The organism is Salinimicrobium flavum, from assembly GCF_042684505.1.
Classification (GTDB): Bacteria; Bacteroidota; Bacteroidia; order Flavobacteriales; family Flavobacteriaceae; genus Salinimicrobium; species Salinimicrobium flavum.
In genome coordinates, this window is the sequence record NZ_JBHULT010000006.1 from 738,422 (window position 1) to 757,715 (window position 19,294).

A 19,294-nucleotide genomic window follows, 5' to 3' on the forward strand; every position below is an offset into this window, starting at 1 on the left:
TTTTTCCGCAGAAAATGAAGAAGCGCGGCCTCGTAAAGTTACGGCAAATTCCTACAAGCTGGTGATGAAAAATCAGGAAAAAAACAGCCCCTGTAAAGGGTTTTGAGGAACCGGGAGAGACCCTAAGAATTATTAAATTCGATGATCGTAGATCTATCTTCCTTTTTCACCAGGTATATTACGTAGATGAGGAGACCACAGGAAATAAGGGAAAGCAGGATCATTACGTTCCAGGTAAGGGTATATCCAAATTTGTCGATCAACTGCATTCCTGAATTATGTCCAAAAATATGTCCTATCGAGAACCCTATGCTATATAATGCCATGTAAGCACCCTGTTTTCCGCCTTCGGCTCGTTTGAGGGCGAAGCTGTTGGAAAAAGGGAAAGCGATCATTTCCCCTACCGTCAAAAAGATCATCCCCACCACGACGATCCCAATCCATCCAAACAGGTTGATAAGCAGAAAACTTATGGCTACAAGAACGGTTCCCGTGATCACATGAAATAAAGGGGAGCGAATCTTCGATTCCAGGTATTTGATGAGGGGCATCTCAAAAAGGAATATCAGGAACCCGTTCATTCCCAACAGCATTCCTATTTCGAATTCGGTTAGAAAATGTACCCGCGCGTAATACAGCGGCATGGTCGAAAAATACTGAAGGAAAACAAAGCCGAATAACATCATGGCACCTATAAAGATCAGGTAGGGTTTGTCTTTCATGGCGGACTTCGGAATGCTTATGAACTCTTTTGGATTTTCCACAGCTTTCTTTGGGTGGAGCAGTTTAAGCAAAAGCACCCCGGCCAGCATACAGGTGATCCCATCTACCCAGAACAGTCCGCTGTAACCGGCACCTGCAATGATCAATCCGCCCACGGCCGGACCTGCGGAAAAACTAAGATTGATGGCCAGTCTTATGAGGGTAACAGAGCGGGTCCTGTTTTGCGGTTTGCTGTAGGCGTTGATAGCCACAAAAACTGCCGGCCTAAAGGCATCGGCCACCAGCATCACTATGAAGATCCCGGCACAGATCCCCCAGAAAGAAACGGGGAACTGTAAAAGGATAAAGAGTACGCCCGAAAGGAGCAGGCTTAAAGCCATGGTCTTATAATGGCCTATCCTGTCCACCAGTTTCCCGCCCAGCCATGCGCCGGCAACAGATCCCAACCCAAAGAAAGTGAGGATCCAACCTACTTCGTCAAGAGAGAAGCCCCTGTTTTTGGTCAAATAAAGCGAAAGAAAGGGGATCACCATGGTCCCCGCCCTGTTGATGAAGGTGATGAACGCCAGGAGCCATACCTCCCGCCTCAGGTCACTGAAGGAACCTACATAAGCCCGAAATACCCGCTGTAGCATTGTTCAAATTGAAGGGCTGAAATTAATTTAAAAAAGGTAAATTTTAAGTAAGGAGTAAACTAATTATTGATCAATAAAAAAGCCCCTTCAAGAGAAGCGGCTTCAAAAAAATGGCTTTTTCCCCCGAGCTTTAAAAAGTCAGGACATTGGCCCATTTTAAAAGGAACATTACTAAAAACGTCACCCCGGTAGCGGAGAAAATGGCTCCCTGCCAAAAATAAAGCCTGGAATACCATTGTTTATACACCTTTTCACCTATCGCTTTTTTGCTATAGGATCGCATGATCCACCAGTAAATAAAAATACTTATTACAAAAACCGATATTGCTGTTATGGCTGAAATTGCGGGCATGTGGATTTTTTTAGTTGGTATATTTGCAGGTTCCTTTCAACGTTCCCGGTTAACGCAATGCGGAGGAGGGGACACGAATTCATCTTTTAACTGCTCTTTTTAAAGGTATTCAAAAATGTCATATTTAAATGGTCGGTTGGAATTTACTCATTTACCAATGCAGGCAACAGCTTTTTATTCCAATGCACAGTTATTATTATAGAATTCGACCATTTTTTCCAATCCATCTCTAAATCGGAGTTTTTTGTTTTCAATTTGTTCAAGAAGCTTTGGGCAATCTGAAAAATAATTTTTAACCTTACTTGTATAATCACTAAATACAGGGTCATAAATACCTATTTCAGTCAATTTTTCTTCATCACTTTTTTTCAAATAATTGGTTACCGTAGTCACTGGGAATGAAAATCCACCGGCAACTGCTGCATTACCAGTTGCCACAATAGCATATAACTCTAAAGGTCCACCTACCATAAGTTCCTCAACACGAATGAACTTATCACTATTATTAGTTTGGAAAAATTTAAATGTTTTCCATTCCTTACCTGAAAATTTTTGTTGGATAAAATCAATTGCTGAATATTCAATGTAATATGGTTTTTCAGCTGAACCGGATCTGAATTTAAATCCTTTATTTTTGGTTTTTCCCATACCGGTTAAAGTGTCTCCGGAATGTAAAACAATTTCTGTAGCCCTATAAGGTTCGCCAAATTGAGAATATGAAAAATTAGCTGTGGCTAAAAAAAGAAAAAGTAATGTAAATTTCATTTTAGAGGATATTTAGTTATAATTATTGCCGACGAGTCTGCAACAACGGTAGGGAGAGCAGCAGAATCTTCCTGCTAATATAATGTTAATTTCCTACAAGCCTTGCGGAAGGTTATGACAAAGCCCTTCAAAAGATGCGGCTTCAAAATCTCATTTTTGGAAGCTTTTTCGGGTTCAGGTTTTTTGAAGCAAGCTGTGCTTTAGCAGAATGCTTTCAAGCTTCAAGAGATCTTCTTCAGCGACCTGAGAATTATGGTAAGACAGCCGGTGAAAATGTCCACCCGGTATCCCTGATTTGGCATATCCTACTGAGTTAATGCACTGCCGCTTCTAATTCATCTTCAATGTTTTTCAGGTATATCTTGTCCATGGGACTTAAATAGGGGTCGGACAAATTATTTCCCTCCAGATAAAGCTTTTTAGCCTTTTCCAGGCCGGTCTTATATTCATCCTGTTTTCTTAAGGCTTTATACGCCAGAGCGGAGTAATACTGATTCTCGGCCAGCTCATTGTGATCAGATTGTTTTTCAAATGCTGCCAAAGCTAGCTGGGGATCATTGGTTTCCAGGTACAGCACTCCCAGGTGCAAATAATCGTAGGTGCCCATAAAATCTTCTTCGATGTTCAGCTTTATTTGATCTTCCATGATCCTAATTGCCTTCTCCTTTTCTCCAATGGCTTTATAGCAAAGTCCTTTGGCGATGTTCAAATGGTAGGTCCCGTTTTGTGACTGTCCTATATCATAGGTCACCAGGCTGTCCAGTTTTTCGATATCCCGGATCGCTCCTTCGTAGTCCCTGAAGAATTGATAGCGACACCAGCCTCTGTATCCAAGATGACCCTCCGGATTTAGTTCTACCGCTTTATCTATCAGTTTTTTCCAGGTCACAAAATCCCCACTTTTAAGATAGGCAACAGATTTTGCCCAATAGGCGTAATCAAATGTTGGGTCGATCTTTATTGCTTCATCCAGAATAGTTTGGTATTCCTTACTGAATTGATAATGGCCTTTAATCTCCATCGCTTTTTTACAGGCTTCATATTTAACCATATCCCCCAAATATTTATATGCTTCGCAATTAGGTTGGGCATACGTGCTGTAAAAAGGGATCAGCAGTAAGAAAAGATATAACTTCTTCATTAGGGTAAAATTTCGGTTATCCGGCCATTCTTTATTTTGAAGATGAGGTAGAAATAGTAATCGACCGGTATTTCATGCCTGTACATTACTTTCCAGGATTCGATTCCTTTGGTGATCTCCAGGAGTTGATTAGTAATTCGCTCATCAAATTCAATTTCATTATAATCCTTATCGGCCTGTAAGATCCTGAAACGGCTGGCCTTTCCTTCGCAGTTCACCACAAACCTTATCCTGATAAATCCGTTCTGGTCGTTAGTTTTTACAGGTTCATATTTGGATTCGAAGGTCTCTACAAGTGTCGATTTTTCCTCCGGAAATATTGGCCCTGCTCCCAGGTTAAAATATTGCAGGATCTGTTCATCTCCATTGCAGATCTTAAAATCCGGCTCATCTGTAGTTTCGTTATGCTCAATGTCTCCAACCCACCGCAGGTACTCATTCTGTGTATCGGCCTGCTTCTCAGTTTTACAGCCCAAAAGAAGTAATGGCAAAAAACTGAGCAAAAGAAGAGGCTTTGGGAAGGTCATTTTGGGGGCTTTTAAGTAGTGTCTGCTTTCCTACAGTTTTTATTGCCTGGAAAAAGGCATATCCGGTAAAAACCCACTATTGGATCATCAAATAAACTGTTCTGGAAACTGTACCCGAACCCGAACCAATTATAGTTTCATATTTTAGGATCTGTCCTGCCGAAAAAAGGTTTGAAGGGATCATGATGTCAATATCCTTCACATGTCTGGTAGCGCCATTGTCATGCTGGTAGAATCCTCCCATGGGAACTTCATTAGTGATCTCTATTCTCTCTCCCTCATCGATGGTCCTGAAGAACCTGGGCGAACTACCATCGTTGGATTGAGTTCTAATTTGTAGGATCAGGGGTTTTTCGGGAGTGGTGAAAGACGCGTATATAGTGTCTCCCGTTACTTCCTGCTTATTATTTTGGCCATAGTCATCAAAAGTGGCATACTCTATCCAACTTTCACTATAATCAAGTTCATTACTACAGGATGCGGATAAAAGCGGCAAAGAAAGAATAAGAATAATTAATGCTGATCTTTTCATGGTTATGGGTTTTTATTGCAGTTTAAATTTTCATTAGAATCTGTAGCCTCTCAGCGCGATCTCACTGGAGAGTGCAGCCTCATTATGGAACCAGAGGCCTAAAATCCCGCTTTGGATGCCGTAGGTGGATTGTTCTACGCTGGCGTCCTGGGAATGAGCAAAAAATGGAATAACACAGAAGACGAGGGACAGGAAAATTCTTTTCATCAAATAATAATTGTAGCCCGGGATTACATTCCCGCATCCTTTTTAGAGCCGGAAAAAACGGACGATTTTTCAATTAAAGATCTTCATGAAGTAGGGAAGGAAAAGAAGACCCGGTGACGAATATAGTTAAAAATTTTAACAGACTTTACGGAAAACCATAGAAGCCGCTTTTAAGAAGAAAAGGCAGTCAAAAATGTCATTTTTGAGAGGTATTTCACAATTGGTGCAATTCATTGTTGCCCACAGTACTTTTTAACCATTGCTTTTTAATCTTATCTGCGTTATTATCTCGTTCACTTCTTTAAACAAGTCCGAAAATTCCGATTTTCCTGATTCCAGATCTGTCATATTTTGAGTAACAGAATAGATCCCATTTTTGGTTAGAAAATTGAAATTGACTGTGCCTTCTTCCGGAAGGCTGGGTTCGTCAATTTTCCTGGCTTTTGACAAATAGTTTTGGAATCTGTCAACTTTTTGGGCAAGCATTTGTCTCACCTCTTCGTGTTGTCCCGCTCCAATAAATCCACCACCGGAACTCAAATATAAACTTGTGTCGCCGGTGAGAAACGAGATCACGGTTGCACTTCCCGGATTCATTGCCATCTCGGTAATCAATCCATAAACCTTATCATCTGCTATGTTTGGAAGTCCGAGCTGCTCAGCCTTTGTGGAAAATGCCATATTTCGCATTTCCATGTACGGATTTTGTTGAGGAGTTTTCCCGGGCAGTTGTACTTGTTCGGCGGATGCTTTATTTGTTTTGACAGTCCTGCTTATGAAAAATCCGATTGCAATAATGGCCACTATTCCGATTATAATATATTTCATTCTTGTTTATTTTTTCGGTGTTGTGGGCAATGTCCCGGTTAACACAAGTGCGGAATGGGGAACGAAATTGATCTTTTAATTACCGTTTTAAAGGTAGTCAAAATGCCATTTTTGGAGAGTCAGCCGTATTTGTCTTAACCGTTGTTGGGCACTAGCAGGTTGTTGAGACAATTTTTTATTCCGGATTTTTGTTTAACAGAGATTCAACAGGTACTTCTAGAAGAATTGCAATCTCAAATAAGGTTTCCAACGAAGGTTGCATGTCATTTGTGCACCATCTTGAAACGGTTGATTTGTCCTTATTTAATTTCTCTGCAAGCCATTTATTTGATTTCGAATTTTCAACAAGGGCTATTTTAATCCGATTAAATTTTTTGTTTCTTTTCACGAAATTAAAATTGCGTTAAACGAAAATTTAGAATATATTTGATGATTATGCATATACTTTCTTGACATTAAACGTCTAAATTAAGTTTCTTTGACCTTTTAGGAAGAAAAAACATATTTTTAATGTCAAATACCACTGATACATTAAGTGTCATTTTAGAGAAATACTCAGCCAGTTTTAAAGAAAAAGTATATGAAGATAGCTTTACAGACTCTGATGTTTTAATGGAAGCTTTTGGAATAACTCAAGAACTAAAAAGCGAAAATAAACAGTATTGGGGAAGAGAATTAGGTAAATGCTGGGAAAATTTATTACGAGATTTATTTGAATTAACATGCAAGGACTTTGAGCCTCCTAGAAGATTTGGTGCTGATGAGCCTGCAGACTTTTATTGCGGCGGAGATGCTATTGACACGAAATATAGGGTTGGGTCAGGTGACTCTGGAACCTTGAAAAAGTTTGAGAGCTATGGTAAACTCCTTCAAGAGGAAGGTTACAGACCAGTTTTTTTGTTTCTTAGAACAGATAATTTAGGTGCGGCTTTGAGCAAAATGAAGGCGGGAGGATGGACTATCTTCACGGATGATGAAACTTTCGAGTACATTGAGGAAAAAACTGGTTTTGACTTGAAAACATGGTTGGTTGAATTAAGAGAAGAAGGAACTTTTTTAATTGAAAGATAATGGAGTTTGAGAAGAATAAAGTTTACTCAGGTGACTGCATCGAGGTAATGTCAAAAATGCCTAGAGAATCTATAGCGTGCTGTATTACCGATCCTCCTTACAACTATGAATTTATTGGTCATAAGTGGAGTGATTCTGAAGTGAAAAGAAGAACTTCAAGAATTAAGGATAGTAAAACTATGGTGAAAAATATTCCATATGGAAGTGGTCTTGCAGGTGGAGTAAGAAATAAAAGGTGGTATGAAAAAAACCGAAATAATGATTTAGAGTACATGAATTGGTGCCAACTTTGGACAGATCAACTTTTTGAAGTTTGCAAAGCAGGAGCTCCAGTTGCGATTTTTAATAGTAATCGTTCTATTGCGCATGTTCAAATTGCTTTGGAAAACAGTGGTTTTTATACAAGAGATATGTTAGTTTATCGCAGAAACTCTGGAATTCCTCGAGGTCTGAATTTGGAAAAGAAATTGGAAAAAATGGGGCACGAAGACTCAAAGGAGTGGGAAGGATGGCACAGTGCATTTAGAAATGAATGGGAGGCGATTATTATCGCTCAAAAACCCTTAAAGAATAATTATTGGGAAACTTTACAGGAAACAAATGTTGGTGTCTTTAAAACTGTGAATGAAGATGGATCTTTTCAATCAAATATTTTAGAGAATTACAGCAAAAAAGACAAATCCGAAAAATTTGATCATTGCACGGTCAAACCACTTGGTCTGATCAAAAAGTTAGTAGATACATTATGTCCATTGTATGAAGATAATATCATATTGGATCCATTTGCAGGCAGTGGAACAACTTTAGTTGCAGCGCAGGAACTAGGATTTAACTATGTAGGAATAGAAATTGAAGAGAGTTATATTCCTATTATTAATAATCGTTTGCAAGCTTCCAAAACAAATAAAGATTTAAATCCAACTTTATTCTAACAAAAAAATTTCAGCTTATGCCCAACGTCGCAGGTTAAGGAATCATTTTCAGGCGTAATGCGTTTTTCTTATGGAAATAAATGTAGGAAAATAACCCTCAAAAAAACCATTTTTGATAACCGTTGTTAGCTGCTGGTACTAATACCTAATCTTGATTTCATTTCTTCAACAGAAATATCTGGATCTTCAGCTACTATTTTCATTAGTTCTTTATTATCTGCAACTTCTAAAACCGAAAGTTGAGCTTCCATTAACTTTTGAAATTCCTCACCTGAAGTTTCTCTTTTAAGTTCTTCATCTGTGAAATTTTCGTAATGAGGTAATTTTCGAAGGAAATCAAAATAGTTATTGATTAATTCTTCTTTAATCTCATTCGATTTAACTTCTCGAGTTATTCTTTTTTTTAGCAATTTGTAATTACCCTTGTTGGCCTTCCTGGAAATCGATAGAATATGAGTTTTAATTTCTTCGATCAAACCATCTAAATATCCTTCAGATAGATTCGAATTTAACTCTTGGTTATTTTTTGATGTTATTAGAGGCGTAATAAAGTTTGATTGTAAATAGTCAAATCTCTCTCCAATCCCATTTATGTCATAATATGTTACTGGATCATATGATTTTAAAAGTTTTATAGATTTCTTCAGTTCTTGAAGACAACTTTCGTCTATCATTCCTGATTGGATTAGTATAAAAGAAAACATTCTTGGAGGAAAAGGCAATTCTTCTTTATTTAAATCGGAGATACTTTTTAGACTTTGTAGGAAGTAAAAAACATCTAATAAATCGGATATTACAATATTTAATTTTTTCTCTTTTTCAAGATTCACATCTTTTCTTTTTCCTCTAATAGCAATAAAATAAGTAAGAATTGCAGTAATTATTGGGGTCAGTATTAACCAGATTTCTTTAAAATATTCCAATCTTTTTTTCTTTAGTGCTTGAAGCAAACGGTCTCGGCTATGAGTAGTTGCGTGGTTTAGTAATAAACTTTGCGAGTACGCACCAAGTTGGAAATTCCGCAGGAATTTCCAAAGTAGGCGAGGACAAGCAATTACTTATAGCCATTGTTGTGCATAGGGTTTTAATTTAATATCCAGTTTATACAACCTCTAACTTCCGCGTGGTCATTTGGTAGAGTAGCTTCAATTCCATTTGTCTCAATGTCATTTGTGAATCTAGCCCAAGCTTGTTCGGTTTTTCCATTGATATTTAGATGTTTTTCTATTGTTCCTTTAGTCCAAATCCAAATTCCTTTAGCTTGTAATTTTGCCTTCAAATTTAGAATGTTTTGTTGAACATTTGCTCTTTGCGCTAACAATGCAAAAGCTTCTGCTGCCGACATTGAACTATTTTTATTTGTGGGTAAGCCATTATCTAAAACAATTCCGTTTGCAGGTGCTAATAAAGCTAATTCAGCGATACAGGCAGCTATATCAGGGTCGTTAGCTTGCAAAAAGCCATCTGAAACTCCGTGCTTAAAAGCATAATCCAAGTCTACAATGGCTTTACAGGGTAAATCCATGGCATTCAAAACTAACATTGACTTTTTTGTATTACCTGAACCTCCTTGTTGGACTAGAGCACATTTATTTAAAGCTAAAGTTCTATTTGATATTGTATCTATAAGAAAAGGCAATAGTTTATTTTCAGTTTTTCCTTCCGCAAGAATTACTCTTTCAGAAAATAGAATATTACTTGAATTGCTTAAAGCAAACATAAGTGTAAGTTGATGTTGTGCATCTTGTTCAACTGTCGGTATTGCAGATTTTAGAGAGTTTCTTTTATGTGTGCCTAATTCTTGATTTTTTCTTATCAAAATTGTATTAGCAACATCTTTTTCAGTAATCATAAATGGTGAATGCGTTGAAAATATAATTTGATAACCTTGAGTTGATAATGTTTTTAAAGATTCCCTTAAAATCTCAATTGCCTGTGGGTGTAATAGAGTTCAGGCTCGTCAATTAATAATAAAGTCGTTGTTGTCTGTTCACCTTCATTTATTTTTAGGTCTGCAAGATGTCTTATCAGAGTCATTTGGATTGAGCGTTGTGCTCCATGTCCCAAAGCAGAAACATCTGTACCTATTTCATTTTGGTTTTCATAAACCTTTATTGTTCCTTTTGTGAAAACTTCTTTTAATTCTGGTGTCGGAACGTGAACCTTAATATTTATATCAGGAAAAAAAGCATCTAGTTTACCATTTACTTGTTCGTCAAAAGTTGTAAGTTCAGGTGCTCTGTGTTGTCCATCTGCATCTAAAATATCCTTAAGCCCGTTAAGAGCATTCCTGACTTGGTCTCCATATTGTTCTTCAATCGGACCAATTTTCTGAAAGTAATTTTCCGATTGTTGAGCTAGTTTTATATTTACTCACATCTTCCTCTGAATTTTCCATTGCTCCAATATGAATGGGGTCAGGAAACAAGGCTTTTATGGCGTTGTCAATTCCAGCTGGATTTGGTTGCCATTTTTCAGCCTCATCTTCTACTTTTGGGTTTAGAACTTCAAGTCTTATTTGTCCAGCAGACGAAGTAGGTAATGGCTGTATTCTTCTAACAGATAGAGTTTCTTGGTCAAGGAATGGTTCTATTCTATTTCTGTGACTTTGATTTAAATTTTCAAGCAATTCTTCTGTTATTCCATCTATTTTGGCAGTAACAATGACTGGAAGTTCAGGGTTATTAAAATCACCGATTTTCAAGGTGCTTTTTTGAAGTACCCACTTAATTGATTCGAGTATGTTAGTTTTACCAGCATTGTTATATCCAACCATTGGTGTGTAATCTGATATATCAAATTCCTCTGATTTAATTGATTTGAAATTTTCAACTTTTAATTCGGTTAGTTTGTGTCCCATTTGTTTGGTTTACATTATGCACAACGTCTTACATATAATATTTCACTTGTCTTTATCATCCCCAGCGGCGGGATAAGACGAGTTTTTGACCTGCAACAGCGGTAGGAAGAAGGAGCAGGATCTTCCTGCTAATATAATGTTAATTTCCTACAAGGAAAGAAATTCCAAGCACCAATTTCCAAATTCCAAAAGGGTTAAATGGGGATTGGTTAATTAGGGATTGGAGAATAATTGTTCTGCGAAGATCTGTGTGATCTGCGGGAAACCTTTTGAGAAAATTCCAAATTCTAAGCACCAAATTCCAAATTCCAAAAAGGTTTATTGGGGATTGGTTAAATCGGGATTGGAGAATGGTTGTTCTGCGAAGATCGGCGTGATCTGCGGGAAACCTTTTCAGAAAATTCCAAATTCTAATCACCAAATTCCAAACTCCAAAAAGGTTTATTGGGGATTGGTTAATTAGAGATTGGGGAATAGTTGTTCTGCGAAGATCTGCGTGATCTGCGGGAAACCTTTTAAACGATCCCCGCTGCCAGCAGCACCGAGAACAGGAGCAGCATAATGCCCACGGCCCGGTGCAGGGTCTCTATGGTCATTTTCTTCAGAATCTTGTTGCCAAGAACCGCCCCAACAAAAGCCGATAAAGTAGCGGCAATGAGCAGGGAGTAATTGATCTCCGAGCTTATTTTCAGGATATCTGTAGCATAGACCGTGAGCCTGGAGATGTCGATAAATACAGAAATCACGATCCCGGTGCCTATAAATACTTCCTTCGTCAACCCTGCCCTTATGAGGAAGGCCGTGCGCAACGCTCCCTGGTGTCCTGAGAGTCCGCCGAAGAAGCCGCTCAGTACCCCGCCAAGGGGCAGGTACCTGGGATCGAAATTCAGCTTCATCAGTTTGGGAACAATATCGAACAGCGCGAACACGAACAACAGCAGGGCGATGATCAGTTTTAGCGGTGTGATGTAAAAGATCTTTCCTGCCAGGGAATAACTTGTTAAAGCTTCAGTTTCAGACAGCAGGGTGAGCAGGTAAGCCCCTGCCAAGGCAGCGAGAATGGCCGGAAGTCCGAACTTTAGAACGACCTTTTTATTGGCTTTCCTGCCAATGAGGCTGAGCTTGAAAAGATTGTTCAGGAAATGCACGATGGCCACCAGGGCTATGGAGATTTCCAGGGGAAAGAACAACGCGAAAACCGGCAAAAGGATGGTGCCCAGCCCAAACCCGGAGAAGAAGGTTAACCCTGATGCCAGCAGGGCGAACAGGCAGATGATAATGTATTCCCACATACGGATCCTAAATTATAAAAGATCCTCGAAAATTGAGATTCTTTTCTTCTTGACTTCGTTTCAGTTTTGTTTTCAAAATTGAACGCTGATCCACGGCAGTAACAGGACTTAAATTTTTTTGTGAAAGGGAAGTGTTAACTAAGGAAGAAGGTTTTTCTCCTTTTCAAAAGAACTCCAGAACTGTTCATCATATTCCACCCGGTCCAGCGCAGCATTCTTTTTCCAGTCTTCCCGAACCAGGACTTCCAGGTTCTCAAACCTGTAATCATATAAAAGGAAATTCTTCTCATAAATAGAATTCCTGAATTCTCCCTGCATATCAAATTTATCATGGTAATTTCTTTCAAAAAAACTACTGGCATAATACTTTCCATCCGACTGTTGGGAATAAGTAATCACCCTGTCCTGGGTCCATTTGAGATCACCCGTATATTCCCCATGCCAGTATTTATAGTCTTCCATTTTCTCCTCCGGAAGGGTGGATTCCCATTTTTCCATCATTTTCACCACGGCAAAATCTTTCTTATTAATGTAGATTTCTCCCGAATAGGTTGAAGGAAACCAGTAGTTGGTAAACCCAAACCTGGTCTTGTCTGTGCTGAATTTTATCACGTAGAGTCCTTCATTCTCAGGTTTCCCTGAAGTGATGAATTCAAGATCAAATTTTTTGTATTTCCTTTTATGGAGCAGGCTGGAGAATTGAATTGGATTTCCTCTGAAAATGTCCATTCTTGTTGAGTATTCCGGGGATTTTGCACTGTTGGATCTGTGGTTCCATTTCACCTGCTCCAGCTTTTGTTCGGGAAAGTACTTTTGCCGGTAACCCTGGTAATATTCTTTAGTGACAAATTCAATATCTCTTAGCAGGGTATCATTTAGAAACAATACCACCTGTCCATACTTTTTGTAATTAAAGGGATCTGTGGGATGATTTTTTTCTATCTCCTTTATGACTCTCTTCATTACTTTTTTTGGCGTAGTGCCGAAGCCGTTTAAGACCACCTCATTCAGCTGTTCAAAGGCCGGAACGAGGGTTATGGTTCCATTAAGATCATTAACAGGAATTTCTTTTGACTCATAACCCAAGGCGGTAATACTCGCCTGGATGCCTGTAGAAGTTGCCTGGGGGATTTTAAGCTGAAAACGACCCTCCTTATCAGAAATTCTGTAGATCCCCTGTTCCTTCAGGTTGATGTTGACAAATGGTATCGGCTGTTTGGTTTCGGAATCAACGATAAGACCCTGTATGCCAGAAGCGGCACTTTCTTCGGCTGAAAGTTTTTCAGAAACTTCCGGGAATTCCTTTTCTTCCGAAACAATGATCTCAAAAGCCTCTTTCTTCGGGATTGTCGCTTTCCGCAGAAAAATATAGCCATCATGCAGCTGATCCATCCGGGCTTCAGAAAAATATTGAAAGTTTAAAAGCCGGTGCTGCTGTGGCTCCCGAAGTGCCTCCTGGGAGGAGCTTATAAATAGGTAAGGTTCCCCGATGGCAGCCAGCCTGTCCTCAAAAGAACCTTTTAAGACAGGGGTTTGATGCCAGGTTGTATTCTCCAACAGGGAATCGTTCGCGTGAATGGTAGCGAGACTGTAAACTTTATCTCCCATCGCCTTCTTAATATGACTTCCCATGGGAGCGAATTCCCGGAGCACAGGATCTTTCACGCTTGACATGTCATTAACCACATGAATATTGTCTGCCCAGGCCACCACTTTCTCATCAGGGTTTCTCGCCAGATAGGTCAGCAGGTTATCGGCCATTTGTTCATCCCTGAAGTTATGATTCTTATTCGCCATTTCTGATTTGTACGGAATCTCCTTACTGTAGAAAGCATCCCTGGAGGAGGCAAGCATGCCTTTTGTGCATTGCAGCCAGTAATAATTACTTTCTGTCTCTTCCAGCTCCTGCATCTCCTTAATGATACGTTTCAGTTCCTTTTCAAAGGCTTTAAACGTGATGTCATCCCCGGAGTATTCAACCTCGTCAAGCACCTCTTCCATGGCGATCCCCATATCGTCCTCATCAAGCTTTATCCCGATATTCTGCTCCCCGCAGTATTCGAAAAACCCATCAATGAATTCCGGGACATTATTTATGATCTGGGAATCAAAACCTACGACCTTAAGATCATTTTGTTCTATGTAGTTCACAAGTCTCTGGAACTCGGAAGTATTGGACCAAACATTAAAAACAGCCTCATTGAAAGCTTCCGGATCAAATTCCACATGTTCAGAATTCATCAGCCACAAGTCGTACATTGAAGATTCCATGGCAATTGTGATATATCCAAGTTCCTTATGCAGATATTCTATTACCCTGGTCTTCATTTCGAAGATATTGCCGTACATGTGGGTCAACTCTCCCAACATCACCAATTGCTTCCCTTCCAATTCTTCTTTCAGAAAATGAAGATCTGAATGATCCTGTGATTCAGGAGGCAATAATGAATGTGTTTTGATCTCCTGGGATTGCAGTAGCTGGAACGATAAGAAAGTGAACAGGAGAAAAAGGTTTCGGGTCATAGAATTCATATTAGAAAAAATACATCTCGCCAATTAAGACTTGTTTTCAAGAACTGCCAACACCTACTGGCTACCATCTTCCTCATTTTTTAAAGCACAGGATATATAATGGCACTGCCAAAAAGTATGGAGAATGGTGATATCAGCCTGATATATCCTGGTGTTAGAATGTCAGCCCACCACAGGGCATATCTGTGATGAATTTTTCGAGGCACAAAATAAAGTATGAGAGAGGTTGTTACATAAACCATCCAAGAACCCTGAAAATTTCAGGATACTTCGAAAATTCTGCATAGATGACCAGTCCTGCCGCAGGGATCATACGGATGGTTATTTCAGCGTAGTTGATAAAGTTGGTGCTTCCTGCCTTTCTCAAAAACTCCCGTGCTTTTGCCGGATTAAAAAGCATTAGAATACCTGCACCAATGAGAAAAATCCCGAAAAGGATCACGATATATTTGGCGATGATTGTCATATTTACTGATTTGAAATGCCAGGAGCTTAAAGTTTATTTTCCATAGTCGTAAAAGAGGTTTTTCCGGTTCAGGAACTACCTGCCTATCTATTCAATGGTTCCACCTCAACCGCAGTTTCTTTTTTTTCCGATATTTTGATTACAGTTGTTCCGGCCCACAGATCTCCCAATCTCTGATTTCTTTCTGTGGATTGAATAGCAATAATCGCAGGAATTCCGAAAAAGAATAGGTCAATCGGGTCCAGTAAATGCCTTTTAAGAGAATGTTTAACATCGATTTCACGGCCATTCAATTGCACCACTTTTAAATAAAATAGCTGATGACCCGGGGTTGCAGAAGATGAATAGAATCCTTCCTGAAAGACGAAGTAAAAAAACCAGAATATAATAACCGGCAAAGTTAAAAGTCCGGTTACTTCCTGACCTCCGTCTGGAGTTGGTTCGCCAAAAAACATTAAATAAGTATAGATGATCAGATAAAATAACCCATAATCAACCAAAGTGGCTAAAACCCTTTTTATCAGATTGGAGTTGGTATTGTTTACTACTATCATTCCGGGGTAGTATTTAGTCCAGAGCCTGATAAATTGTTCTTGCTATTTGATCCTGTCCTGCCTCACTGTTTAAAATTTCCCTGTCGTTTTCATTGGTTAGAAATCCCAGCTCGATCATCACTGCAGGACAATTGCTGTTTTTCAATACCAGGAAATTTGCATTTTTAATATCAGAGACTGAATAATTTGTTGATAACAGGTTTTTAATGCTTTCTGCTACTGCAGAAGATCTTTCAGACATCTTGTTTTCATTGCTGACAAAGATTTGATGTCCGCCTGGTGTGCTGGTTTGATGGGCATTTGAATGGAGAGAGATCATAAGATCTGCATCTAAGGAATTAATGAATTTAACCCTGTCTTCCAGGGAAATGAATTGATCTGTATTTCTGGTGAGGATTATTTCAAGATCCTCATTTGTATTCAGCTCTTTGATTTTTTTCGCGATGCTTAAAACAATTTCTTTTTCAGTCATACCATTGACAGTATTTCCTGCGTCATGACCTCCGTGACCCACGTCAATAATGACCGTTTTTTTATCGGGATTTGTAAATGACAGGCTGATGGTTATTAAAAGCAATCCGAGAATTTTCATTAGGTGTCTCATAAATATCCGGTTTTAATTATCAATCTTTTTCAACAGGAATTCTCCTAAACCTAGTTTCAGAACTAATTCATTTTCGGTGGAGCTTAAAATCTTTAATTCCATGGGACTTTCCTCCATGCCGGTTAAAACTATAGACTTAGAATCTGAGGTTAATTTCCATTTTCCCGTTCCTTTTTCATCCATTATGTAGGTTTCAAATTCCCCATTGGGTTTAAACACAAATTTCCATTTGTCTATTACCTCTGCCTTAATCTGAGCTAATCCTGCTTCATCAATATTTTCATTCAATGCTTTTTTAAAGATCCAGTCGCCAACGATAAGGTCTGTGGATTGAGCATTGCTGTTAATGGCTACCAATAAAAAAAGTAAAGTAATTAATGTTTTCATTTTTGTTTTTCCTTCGTTAGACGTAACGGTCTTGTATATTCGTTGGCGGAGTAGAAACGCGGACTTTTCAGCTTAGACCTGATATCCTGATCTATCTGCGAGATATGCTGTTGTTTCAGGATTTCATTAAACGTCATACAAATTAAGCCTTATTTACTTCGAAAAGGAGATAGGATTGACTGGTAATTTGTTCAGCTTCTGTGGATGGGTCTACTTCGAAAGTAACGTGAATCTGACCTTGATTCCTGTAAACTTTGTTTATTTTAATCTCTTTACAACAAGTATAATCATACTCTGAGGTAATTATCAGTAAAGTTTTATCGGTGAAGTTAAAATCCAGATTTTCGAATTCTTTACCTTTTTCAGGACTTTTAAATTCCATTAGACTCAAAAAAACTGACCACTCTTCCTGATTTTTAAAAACCAAATACTGTTCATTTATAGTATTATCATCTGATACTCTAAAACTTCCGCTTTCCAGGATGTTATACTGGATTTCAGTTTCTTCCAGAGTTATGGGATCTTTATCCTCTTCACAGCCATAAAATGGTATTATCAAAATTAGTACGATTAGAAATTTTTTAAAGCTCATTAGATTGTTGATGTTTGGTTACTAATATTCTGATTAAAATTTGCTGTAAGGTGTTATATCAATACTGACTCTGCAGGTTCGCTGATAACAGATCTTCAATTTTCTGAATAGTTTCCTCGGGGTATTCCCTTAATGTCATGATATGTTTGGTGTCAGTTTCCCAGAATTCTTTGGGCTCCTTTGCAGCTTCAAATAGGTTCTGTCCTTGTTTAAAGGACACATCCCGATCTACCTTGCTGTGAATGATCAATTTTGGAATATCCTTAATGGCCCTGATATCTTCGAGTGCTACATAATCCTGATTGAAGTTCCCGGGGTGGTCCCTGGTTTTCTCTTTGAGGAAATCCATGGGTGCATAATCAATCGCCATCTGTTGAGCAGATTGTATACTTCCGTCGAGAACCAGTGCGTCTACTTTGGTTTGATTATCCCTGGTGATCTTTACGGCAAGTTGCCCACCAAGGGACAAGCCGTAAACTATTGTTTTAAGACTGTCTGCCCGGGTTCGGCTTAGGAAGTCCTTAAAACCAGCCTCAGTATCTTTTAAGACCCCTTTGTAGTTCGGCCTTCCACCAGATTTTCCGTAGCCCCGCCAATCCACAGCATAGACTCCGTACCCATTTTCGACAAGCGGTATAATCAAAGATTTATATTTACTCACATTTCCCCCTGCACCATGAAGTAAGAAAATGTTTCCTTTAGGTTCTATTGTTGCCGATGGAAAATAGTAAGTGTATATATCCAGGGAATCTTCTACTGTGAGAACAGTTTCCGAATATTGAAGATCATCCATACTATCCATCTCCTTTACCGGATAATAATAAAGCCTGGATTCATCATTATTCACCATGGCTTTTATCATAGGATCGGTTTGATAGAAGTAAAAACCTGTACCAACTAAGACCAGGATCAATAAGAGAATGAACGATCCGAAAATTTTAAGTGCTTTTTTCATTTTTCTAAGGCTGGCGGGCTATTATGCCAAAATTAGTTTTGATGTTACTCAACCATGCGATGGAAGTAACAAACTATTTATTTCTACCGCCTGAAGTAGGGAAGGAGCGGCAGGTTTCGCTAATATATTAATAATATTTTAACAGCTTTACACGGACTTTAGAAACGACAGCCAAATAGCATAAAAACCGAACGCCACTAATATCAGCGATAGCATTAGCCAGTCTATTTTGTAATCGAAATGGGTATGCTTCAATTGATTAAAGTTTTTCTGCTTCCAGTTCGGCAGTTCTCTCTTTATGCTTTTCTACATCCCAGGTCATATCCCAGTTGGAGATATAATCGGCGATGGGACCGAGGCCCACTTCAGCACGTCTTTTATCCACATTTTCAGGATCTACCATTGGCGAAACATAGAATTCCCCCGTTACCTGGTCCCTTCCTATCTGGCTTCCGTAGATCTGCCGGTTTCCTTTTCTTAAAGCCACCCGGTCTTCCAGTAAAGCCAAAGCAGAGGCATCTGCATTTCCTTTGGAGACAGCTTCGCGCATCATGGGAAGGTATTTTTCCTGTACTTCCAGGGGCGAATGCTGGATCACTAAAAACAGGGTCATATTGCCTCTTCTGCCAATGACATCTTCCCCTAACCAGCCGTGCTCATCAAGTATGGCCTGGATCTTTATGAGGTTGACAGAATCCTTTTCAGCAATGGTTTTCCAGTGCGCCTTCATTTCAGCCGACTCCCGGCCATACTTTTCTTCAACTTCATTAATCTGCCTTCTTAATCCCTGATCTTCTTCATAGATAGTATCAAGGATAGCTACCAAAGGTTTATTGAGGTGAGCCTCCTTCTTCTCTTTATTTTCCCTCACTATTTCAAGCACTTCCTCCCATCTGCTATCTGAATGTAAACCTGCAAGATCCGGGTCTCTGGTAATATGACCGTAGTTGGAGTAATTTGCTTCCTCAGCAGCTTTGAATAGCTGGACGAAAGAGGAGTCGATCTCCTTTGCCAAAGCCCAGGAACAGGCGGCATTGTACCGGTCTGTAGCACCGGCTTTTCCTCCCGTGGCTTTAAAAGCTTCGGAATATTTCTGTGCAGAACTTAAATAGTCTCCGGATTCATATAACTTCCAGGCCTCATTCTTTAATGCGGAATATTCCGCTTTTTGTTCAGCGGAAGGCTCCTTTGAACCGGTCTCTTTTTGGGCGTGGGCGTTGTGAAAGGAGGCAAGAACTATGAGCAGTGCCAGAAGAAGATGTTTTTTCATTTGATTTTTAATTACTGTATTAATGAATCAGGCAACTTTGAGGAAAATCAAGGTTCCTCAAGTGCCACT

23 protein-coding genes are annotated in these 19,294 nt (G+C 39.2%); 3 read left to right on the forward strand and 20 right to left on the reverse strand.

Annotated features, from left to right (window positions below):
* Positions 1-122: 122 nt before the first annotated feature.
* The 6 genes from ACFSTG_RS06765 to ACFSTG_RS06790 all read right to left on the reverse strand — a co-directional run bounded on the left by ACFSTG_RS06765 (position 123) and on the right by ACFSTG_RS06790 (position 4,675).
* Positions 123-1,358 carry an MDR family MFS transporter gene (locus tag ACFSTG_RS06765; RefSeq protein WP_380750040.1) on the reverse strand — a complete coding sequence of 412 codons (1,236 nt, stop codon included), beginning with the start codon at positions 1,356-1,358 and terminating at the stop codon, positions 123-125.
* Between the two features lie 130 nt (positions 1,359-1,488).
* The gene (locus ACFSTG_RS06770; RefSeq protein ID WP_380750043.1) at positions 1,489-1,710 is read right to left on the reverse strand and encodes a hypothetical protein; all 222 of its coding nucleotides are present in this window, start codon (positions 1,708-1,710) and stop codon (positions 1,489-1,491) included.
* A gap of 174 nt (positions 1,711-1,884) precedes the next feature.
* Entirely contained in the window at positions 1,885-2,475 is a 591-nt protein-coding gene (locus ACFSTG_RS06775; RefSeq protein ID WP_380750046.1) for a hypothetical protein, read from the reverse strand.
* Positions 2,476-2,788: 313 nt separating this feature from the next.
* Positions 2,789-3,616, reverse strand: coding sequence for a tetratricopeptide repeat protein (locus tag ACFSTG_RS06780; RefSeq protein WP_380750047.1), 828 nt, complete (start codon positions 3,614-3,616; stop codon positions 2,789-2,791).
* Positions 3,616-4,143 (reverse strand): hypothetical protein, encoded by a 528-nt coding sequence (locus ACFSTG_RS06785; RefSeq protein WP_380750049.1) that lies wholly within the window; start codon positions 4,141-4,143, stop codon positions 3,616-3,618. Before ACFSTG_RS06785 ends, ACFSTG_RS06780 begins: the two co-directional genes overlap by 1 nt.
* A 76-nt stretch (positions 4,144-4,219) precedes the next feature.
* On the reverse strand, positions 4,220-4,675 hold the full coding sequence (locus tag ACFSTG_RS06790; RefSeq protein ID WP_380750051.1) for a hypothetical protein: 456 nt from the start codon (positions 4,673-4,675) through the stop codon (positions 4,220-4,222).
* 111 nt (positions 4,676-4,786) lie between these two features.
* Between ACFSTG_RS06790 and ACFSTG_RS06795 the strand changes: the two genes are divergently transcribed.
* Positions 4,787-4,999, forward strand: coding sequence for a hypothetical protein (locus ACFSTG_RS06795; protein WP_380750054.1), 213 nt, complete (start codon positions 4,787-4,789; stop codon positions 4,997-4,999).
* A gap of 135 nt (positions 5,000-5,134) precedes the next feature.
* Here ACFSTG_RS06795 and ACFSTG_RS06800 read toward each other — a convergent pair whose 3' ends face one another.
* Together ACFSTG_RS06800 and ACFSTG_RS06805 are read right to left on the reverse strand one after the other, a co-directional pair.
* The gene (locus ACFSTG_RS06800) at positions 5,135-5,710 is read right to left on the reverse strand and encodes a hypothetical protein (RefSeq protein WP_380750057.1); all 576 of its coding nucleotides are present in this window, start codon (positions 5,708-5,710) and stop codon (positions 5,135-5,137) included.
* 175 nt (positions 5,711-5,885) lie between these two features.
* Positions 5,886-6,098, reverse strand: coding sequence for a helix-turn-helix transcriptional regulator (locus tag ACFSTG_RS06805; RefSeq protein WP_380750060.1), 213 nt, complete (start codon positions 6,096-6,098; stop codon positions 5,886-5,888).
* A 122-nt stretch (positions 6,099-6,220) separates the two neighbouring features.
* Here ACFSTG_RS06805 and ACFSTG_RS06810 point away from each other — a divergent pair, with 122 nt between their 5' ends.
* Positions 6,221-6,781 (forward strand): hypothetical protein, encoded by a 561-nt coding sequence (locus ACFSTG_RS06810; protein ID WP_380750063.1) that lies wholly within the window; start codon positions 6,221-6,223, stop codon positions 6,779-6,781.
* Positions 6,781-7,713, forward strand: a complete 933-nt coding sequence (locus tag ACFSTG_RS06815) for a DNA-methyltransferase (RefSeq protein WP_380750066.1) — start codon at positions 6,781-6,783, stop codon at positions 7,711-7,713. The genes ACFSTG_RS06810 and ACFSTG_RS06815 overlap by 1 nt, the downstream gene beginning before the upstream one ends.
* Positions 7,714-7,838: 125 nt before the next feature.
* Here the strand turns inward: ACFSTG_RS06815 and ACFSTG_RS06820 are convergent, their stop codons facing one another.
* From ACFSTG_RS06820 to ACFSTG_RS06875, 12 genes are all read right to left on the reverse strand, one after another.
* Positions 7,839-8,636 (reverse strand): hypothetical protein, encoded by a 798-nt coding sequence (locus tag ACFSTG_RS06820; protein ID WP_380750069.1) that lies wholly within the window; start codon positions 8,634-8,636, stop codon positions 7,839-7,841.
* A 161-nt stretch (positions 8,637-8,797) separates the two neighbouring features.
* Positions 8,798-9,565: a TOPRIM nucleotidyl transferase/hydrolase domain-containing protein gene (locus tag ACFSTG_RS06825; protein ID WP_380750072.1), complete on the reverse strand. Its 768-nt coding sequence runs from the start codon at positions 9,563-9,565 to the stop codon at positions 8,798-8,800.
* Between the two features lie 462 nt (positions 9,566-10,027).
* A complete protein-coding gene (locus ACFSTG_RS06830) occupies positions 10,028-10,573 on the reverse strand; it encodes an AAA family ATPase (RefSeq protein WP_380750075.1) in 546 nt (181 codons plus the stop codon).
* 515 nt (positions 10,574-11,088) lie between these two features.
* On the reverse strand, positions 11,089-11,865 hold the full coding sequence (locus tag ACFSTG_RS06835) for a TSUP family transporter (RefSeq protein WP_380750078.1): 777 nt from the start codon (positions 11,863-11,865) through the stop codon (positions 11,089-11,091).
* Positions 11,866-12,003: 138 nt separating this feature from the next.
* A complete protein-coding gene (locus ACFSTG_RS06840; RefSeq protein WP_380750082.1) occupies positions 12,004-14,388 on the reverse strand; it encodes an erythromycin esterase family protein in 2,385 nt (794 codons plus the stop codon).
* Positions 14,389-14,626: 238 nt separating this feature from the next.
* Positions 14,627-14,863, reverse strand: a complete 237-nt coding sequence (locus tag ACFSTG_RS06845; protein ID WP_380750084.1) for a hypothetical protein — start codon at positions 14,861-14,863, stop codon at positions 14,627-14,629.
* Between the two features lie 83 nt (positions 14,864-14,946).
* On the reverse strand, positions 14,947-15,417 hold the full coding sequence (locus tag ACFSTG_RS06850) for an RDD family protein (protein ID WP_380750087.1): 471 nt from the start codon (positions 15,415-15,417) through the stop codon (positions 14,947-14,949).
* Between the two features lie 13 nt (positions 15,418-15,430).
* Complete coding sequence (locus tag ACFSTG_RS06855; protein WP_380750090.1) at positions 15,431-16,021, reverse strand: N-acetylmuramoyl-L-alanine amidase family protein; 591 nt, start codon at positions 16,019-16,021, stop codon at positions 15,431-15,433.
* Positions 16,022-16,033: 12 nt separating this feature from the next.
* Positions 16,034-16,408 (reverse strand): lipocalin family protein, encoded by a 375-nt coding sequence (locus ACFSTG_RS06860; RefSeq protein WP_380750093.1) that lies wholly within the window; start codon positions 16,406-16,408, stop codon positions 16,034-16,036.
* 142 nt (positions 16,409-16,550) lie between these two features.
* Complete coding sequence (locus tag ACFSTG_RS06865) at positions 16,551-17,000, reverse strand: hypothetical protein (protein WP_380750096.1); 450 nt, start codon at positions 16,998-17,000, stop codon at positions 16,551-16,553.
* 58 nt (positions 17,001-17,058) lie between these two features.
* The gene (locus ACFSTG_RS06870) at positions 17,059-17,955 is read right to left on the reverse strand and encodes an alpha/beta hydrolase (RefSeq protein WP_380750099.1); all 897 of its coding nucleotides are present in this window, start codon (positions 17,953-17,955) and stop codon (positions 17,059-17,061) included.
* A 259-nt stretch (positions 17,956-18,214) separates the two neighbouring features.
* Positions 18,215-19,225: a DUF6624 domain-containing protein gene (locus ACFSTG_RS06875; protein WP_380750102.1), complete on the reverse strand. Its 1,011-nt coding sequence runs from the start codon at positions 19,223-19,225 to the stop codon at positions 18,215-18,217.
* Positions 19,226-19,294: the final 69 nt, after the last annotated feature.

Excerpts from the sequence above, each read along its gene's own strand:
- ACFSTG_RS06855 (WP_380750090.1), bottom strand. The coding sequence starts at position 16,021 with ATGAGACACCTAATGAAAATTCTCGGATTGCTTTTAATAACCATCAGC.
- ACFSTG_RS06865 (WP_380750096.1), bottom strand. The coding sequence starts at position 17,000 with ATGAGCTTTAAAAAATTTCTAATCGTACTAATTTTGATAATACCATTT.
- ACFSTG_RS06775 (WP_380750046.1), bottom strand. The coding sequence starts at position 2,475 with ATGAAATTTACATTACTTTTTCTTTTTTTAGCCACAGCTAATTTTTCA.
- ACFSTG_RS06790 (WP_380750051.1), bottom strand. The coding sequence starts at position 4,675 with ATGAAAAGATCAGCATTAATTATTCTTATTCTTTCTTTGCCGCTTTTA.
- ACFSTG_RS06850 (WP_380750087.1), bottom strand. The coding sequence starts at position 15,417 with ATGATAGTAGTAAACAATACCAACTCCAATCTGATAAAAAGGGTTTTA.
- ACFSTG_RS06870 (WP_380750099.1), bottom strand. The coding sequence starts at position 17,955 with ATGAAAAAAGCACTTAAAATTTTCGGATCGTTCATTCTCTTATTGATC.
- ACFSTG_RS06875 (WP_380750102.1), bottom strand. The coding sequence starts at position 19,225 with ATGAAAAAACATCTTCTTCTGGCACTGCTCATAGTTCTTGCCTCCTTT.
- ACFSTG_RS06825 (WP_380750072.1), bottom strand. The coding sequence starts at position 9,565 with ATGATTACTGAAAAAGATGTTGCTAATACAATTTTGATAAGAAAAAAT.
- ACFSTG_RS06840 (WP_380750082.1), bottom strand. The coding sequence starts at position 14,388 with ATGACCCGAAACCTTTTTCTCCTGTTCACTTTCTTATCGTTCCAGCTA.
- ACFSTG_RS06810 (WP_380750063.1), top strand. The coding sequence starts at position 6,221 with ATGTCAAATACCACTGATACATTAAGTGTCATTTTAGAGAAATACTCA.
- ACFSTG_RS06770 (WP_380750043.1), bottom strand. The coding sequence starts at position 1,710 with ATGCCCGCAATTTCAGCCATAACAGCAATATCGGTTTTTGTAATAAGT.
- ACFSTG_RS06860 (WP_380750093.1), bottom strand. The coding sequence starts at position 16,408 with ATGAAAACATTAATTACTTTACTTTTTTTATTGGTAGCCATTAACAGC.
- ACFSTG_RS06815 (WP_380750066.1), top strand. The coding sequence starts at position 6,781 with ATGGAGTTTGAGAAGAATAAAGTTTACTCAGGTGACTGCATCGAGGTA.
- ACFSTG_RS06830 (WP_380750075.1), bottom strand. The coding sequence starts at position 10,573 with ATGGGACACAAACTAACCGAATTAAAAGTTGAAAATTTCAAATCAATT.
- ACFSTG_RS06800 (WP_380750057.1), bottom strand. The coding sequence starts at position 5,710 with ATGAAATATATTATAATCGGAATAGTGGCCATTATTGCAATCGGATTT.
- ACFSTG_RS06785 (WP_380750049.1), bottom strand. The coding sequence starts at position 4,143 with ATGACCTTCCCAAAGCCTCTTCTTTTGCTCAGTTTTTTGCCATTACTT.
- ACFSTG_RS06765 (WP_380750040.1), bottom strand. The coding sequence starts at position 1,358 with ATGCTACAGCGGGTATTTCGGGCTTATGTAGGTTCCTTCAGTGACCTG.
- ACFSTG_RS06845 (WP_380750084.1), bottom strand. The coding sequence starts at position 14,863 with ATGACAATCATCGCCAAATATATCGTGATCCTTTTCGGGATTTTTCTC.
- ACFSTG_RS06780 (WP_380750047.1), bottom strand. The coding sequence starts at position 3,616 with ATGAAGAAGTTATATCTTTTCTTACTGCTGATCCCTTTTTACAGCACG.
- ACFSTG_RS06835 (WP_380750078.1), bottom strand. The coding sequence starts at position 11,865 with ATGTGGGAATACATTATCATCTGCCTGTTCGCCCTGCTGGCATCAGGG.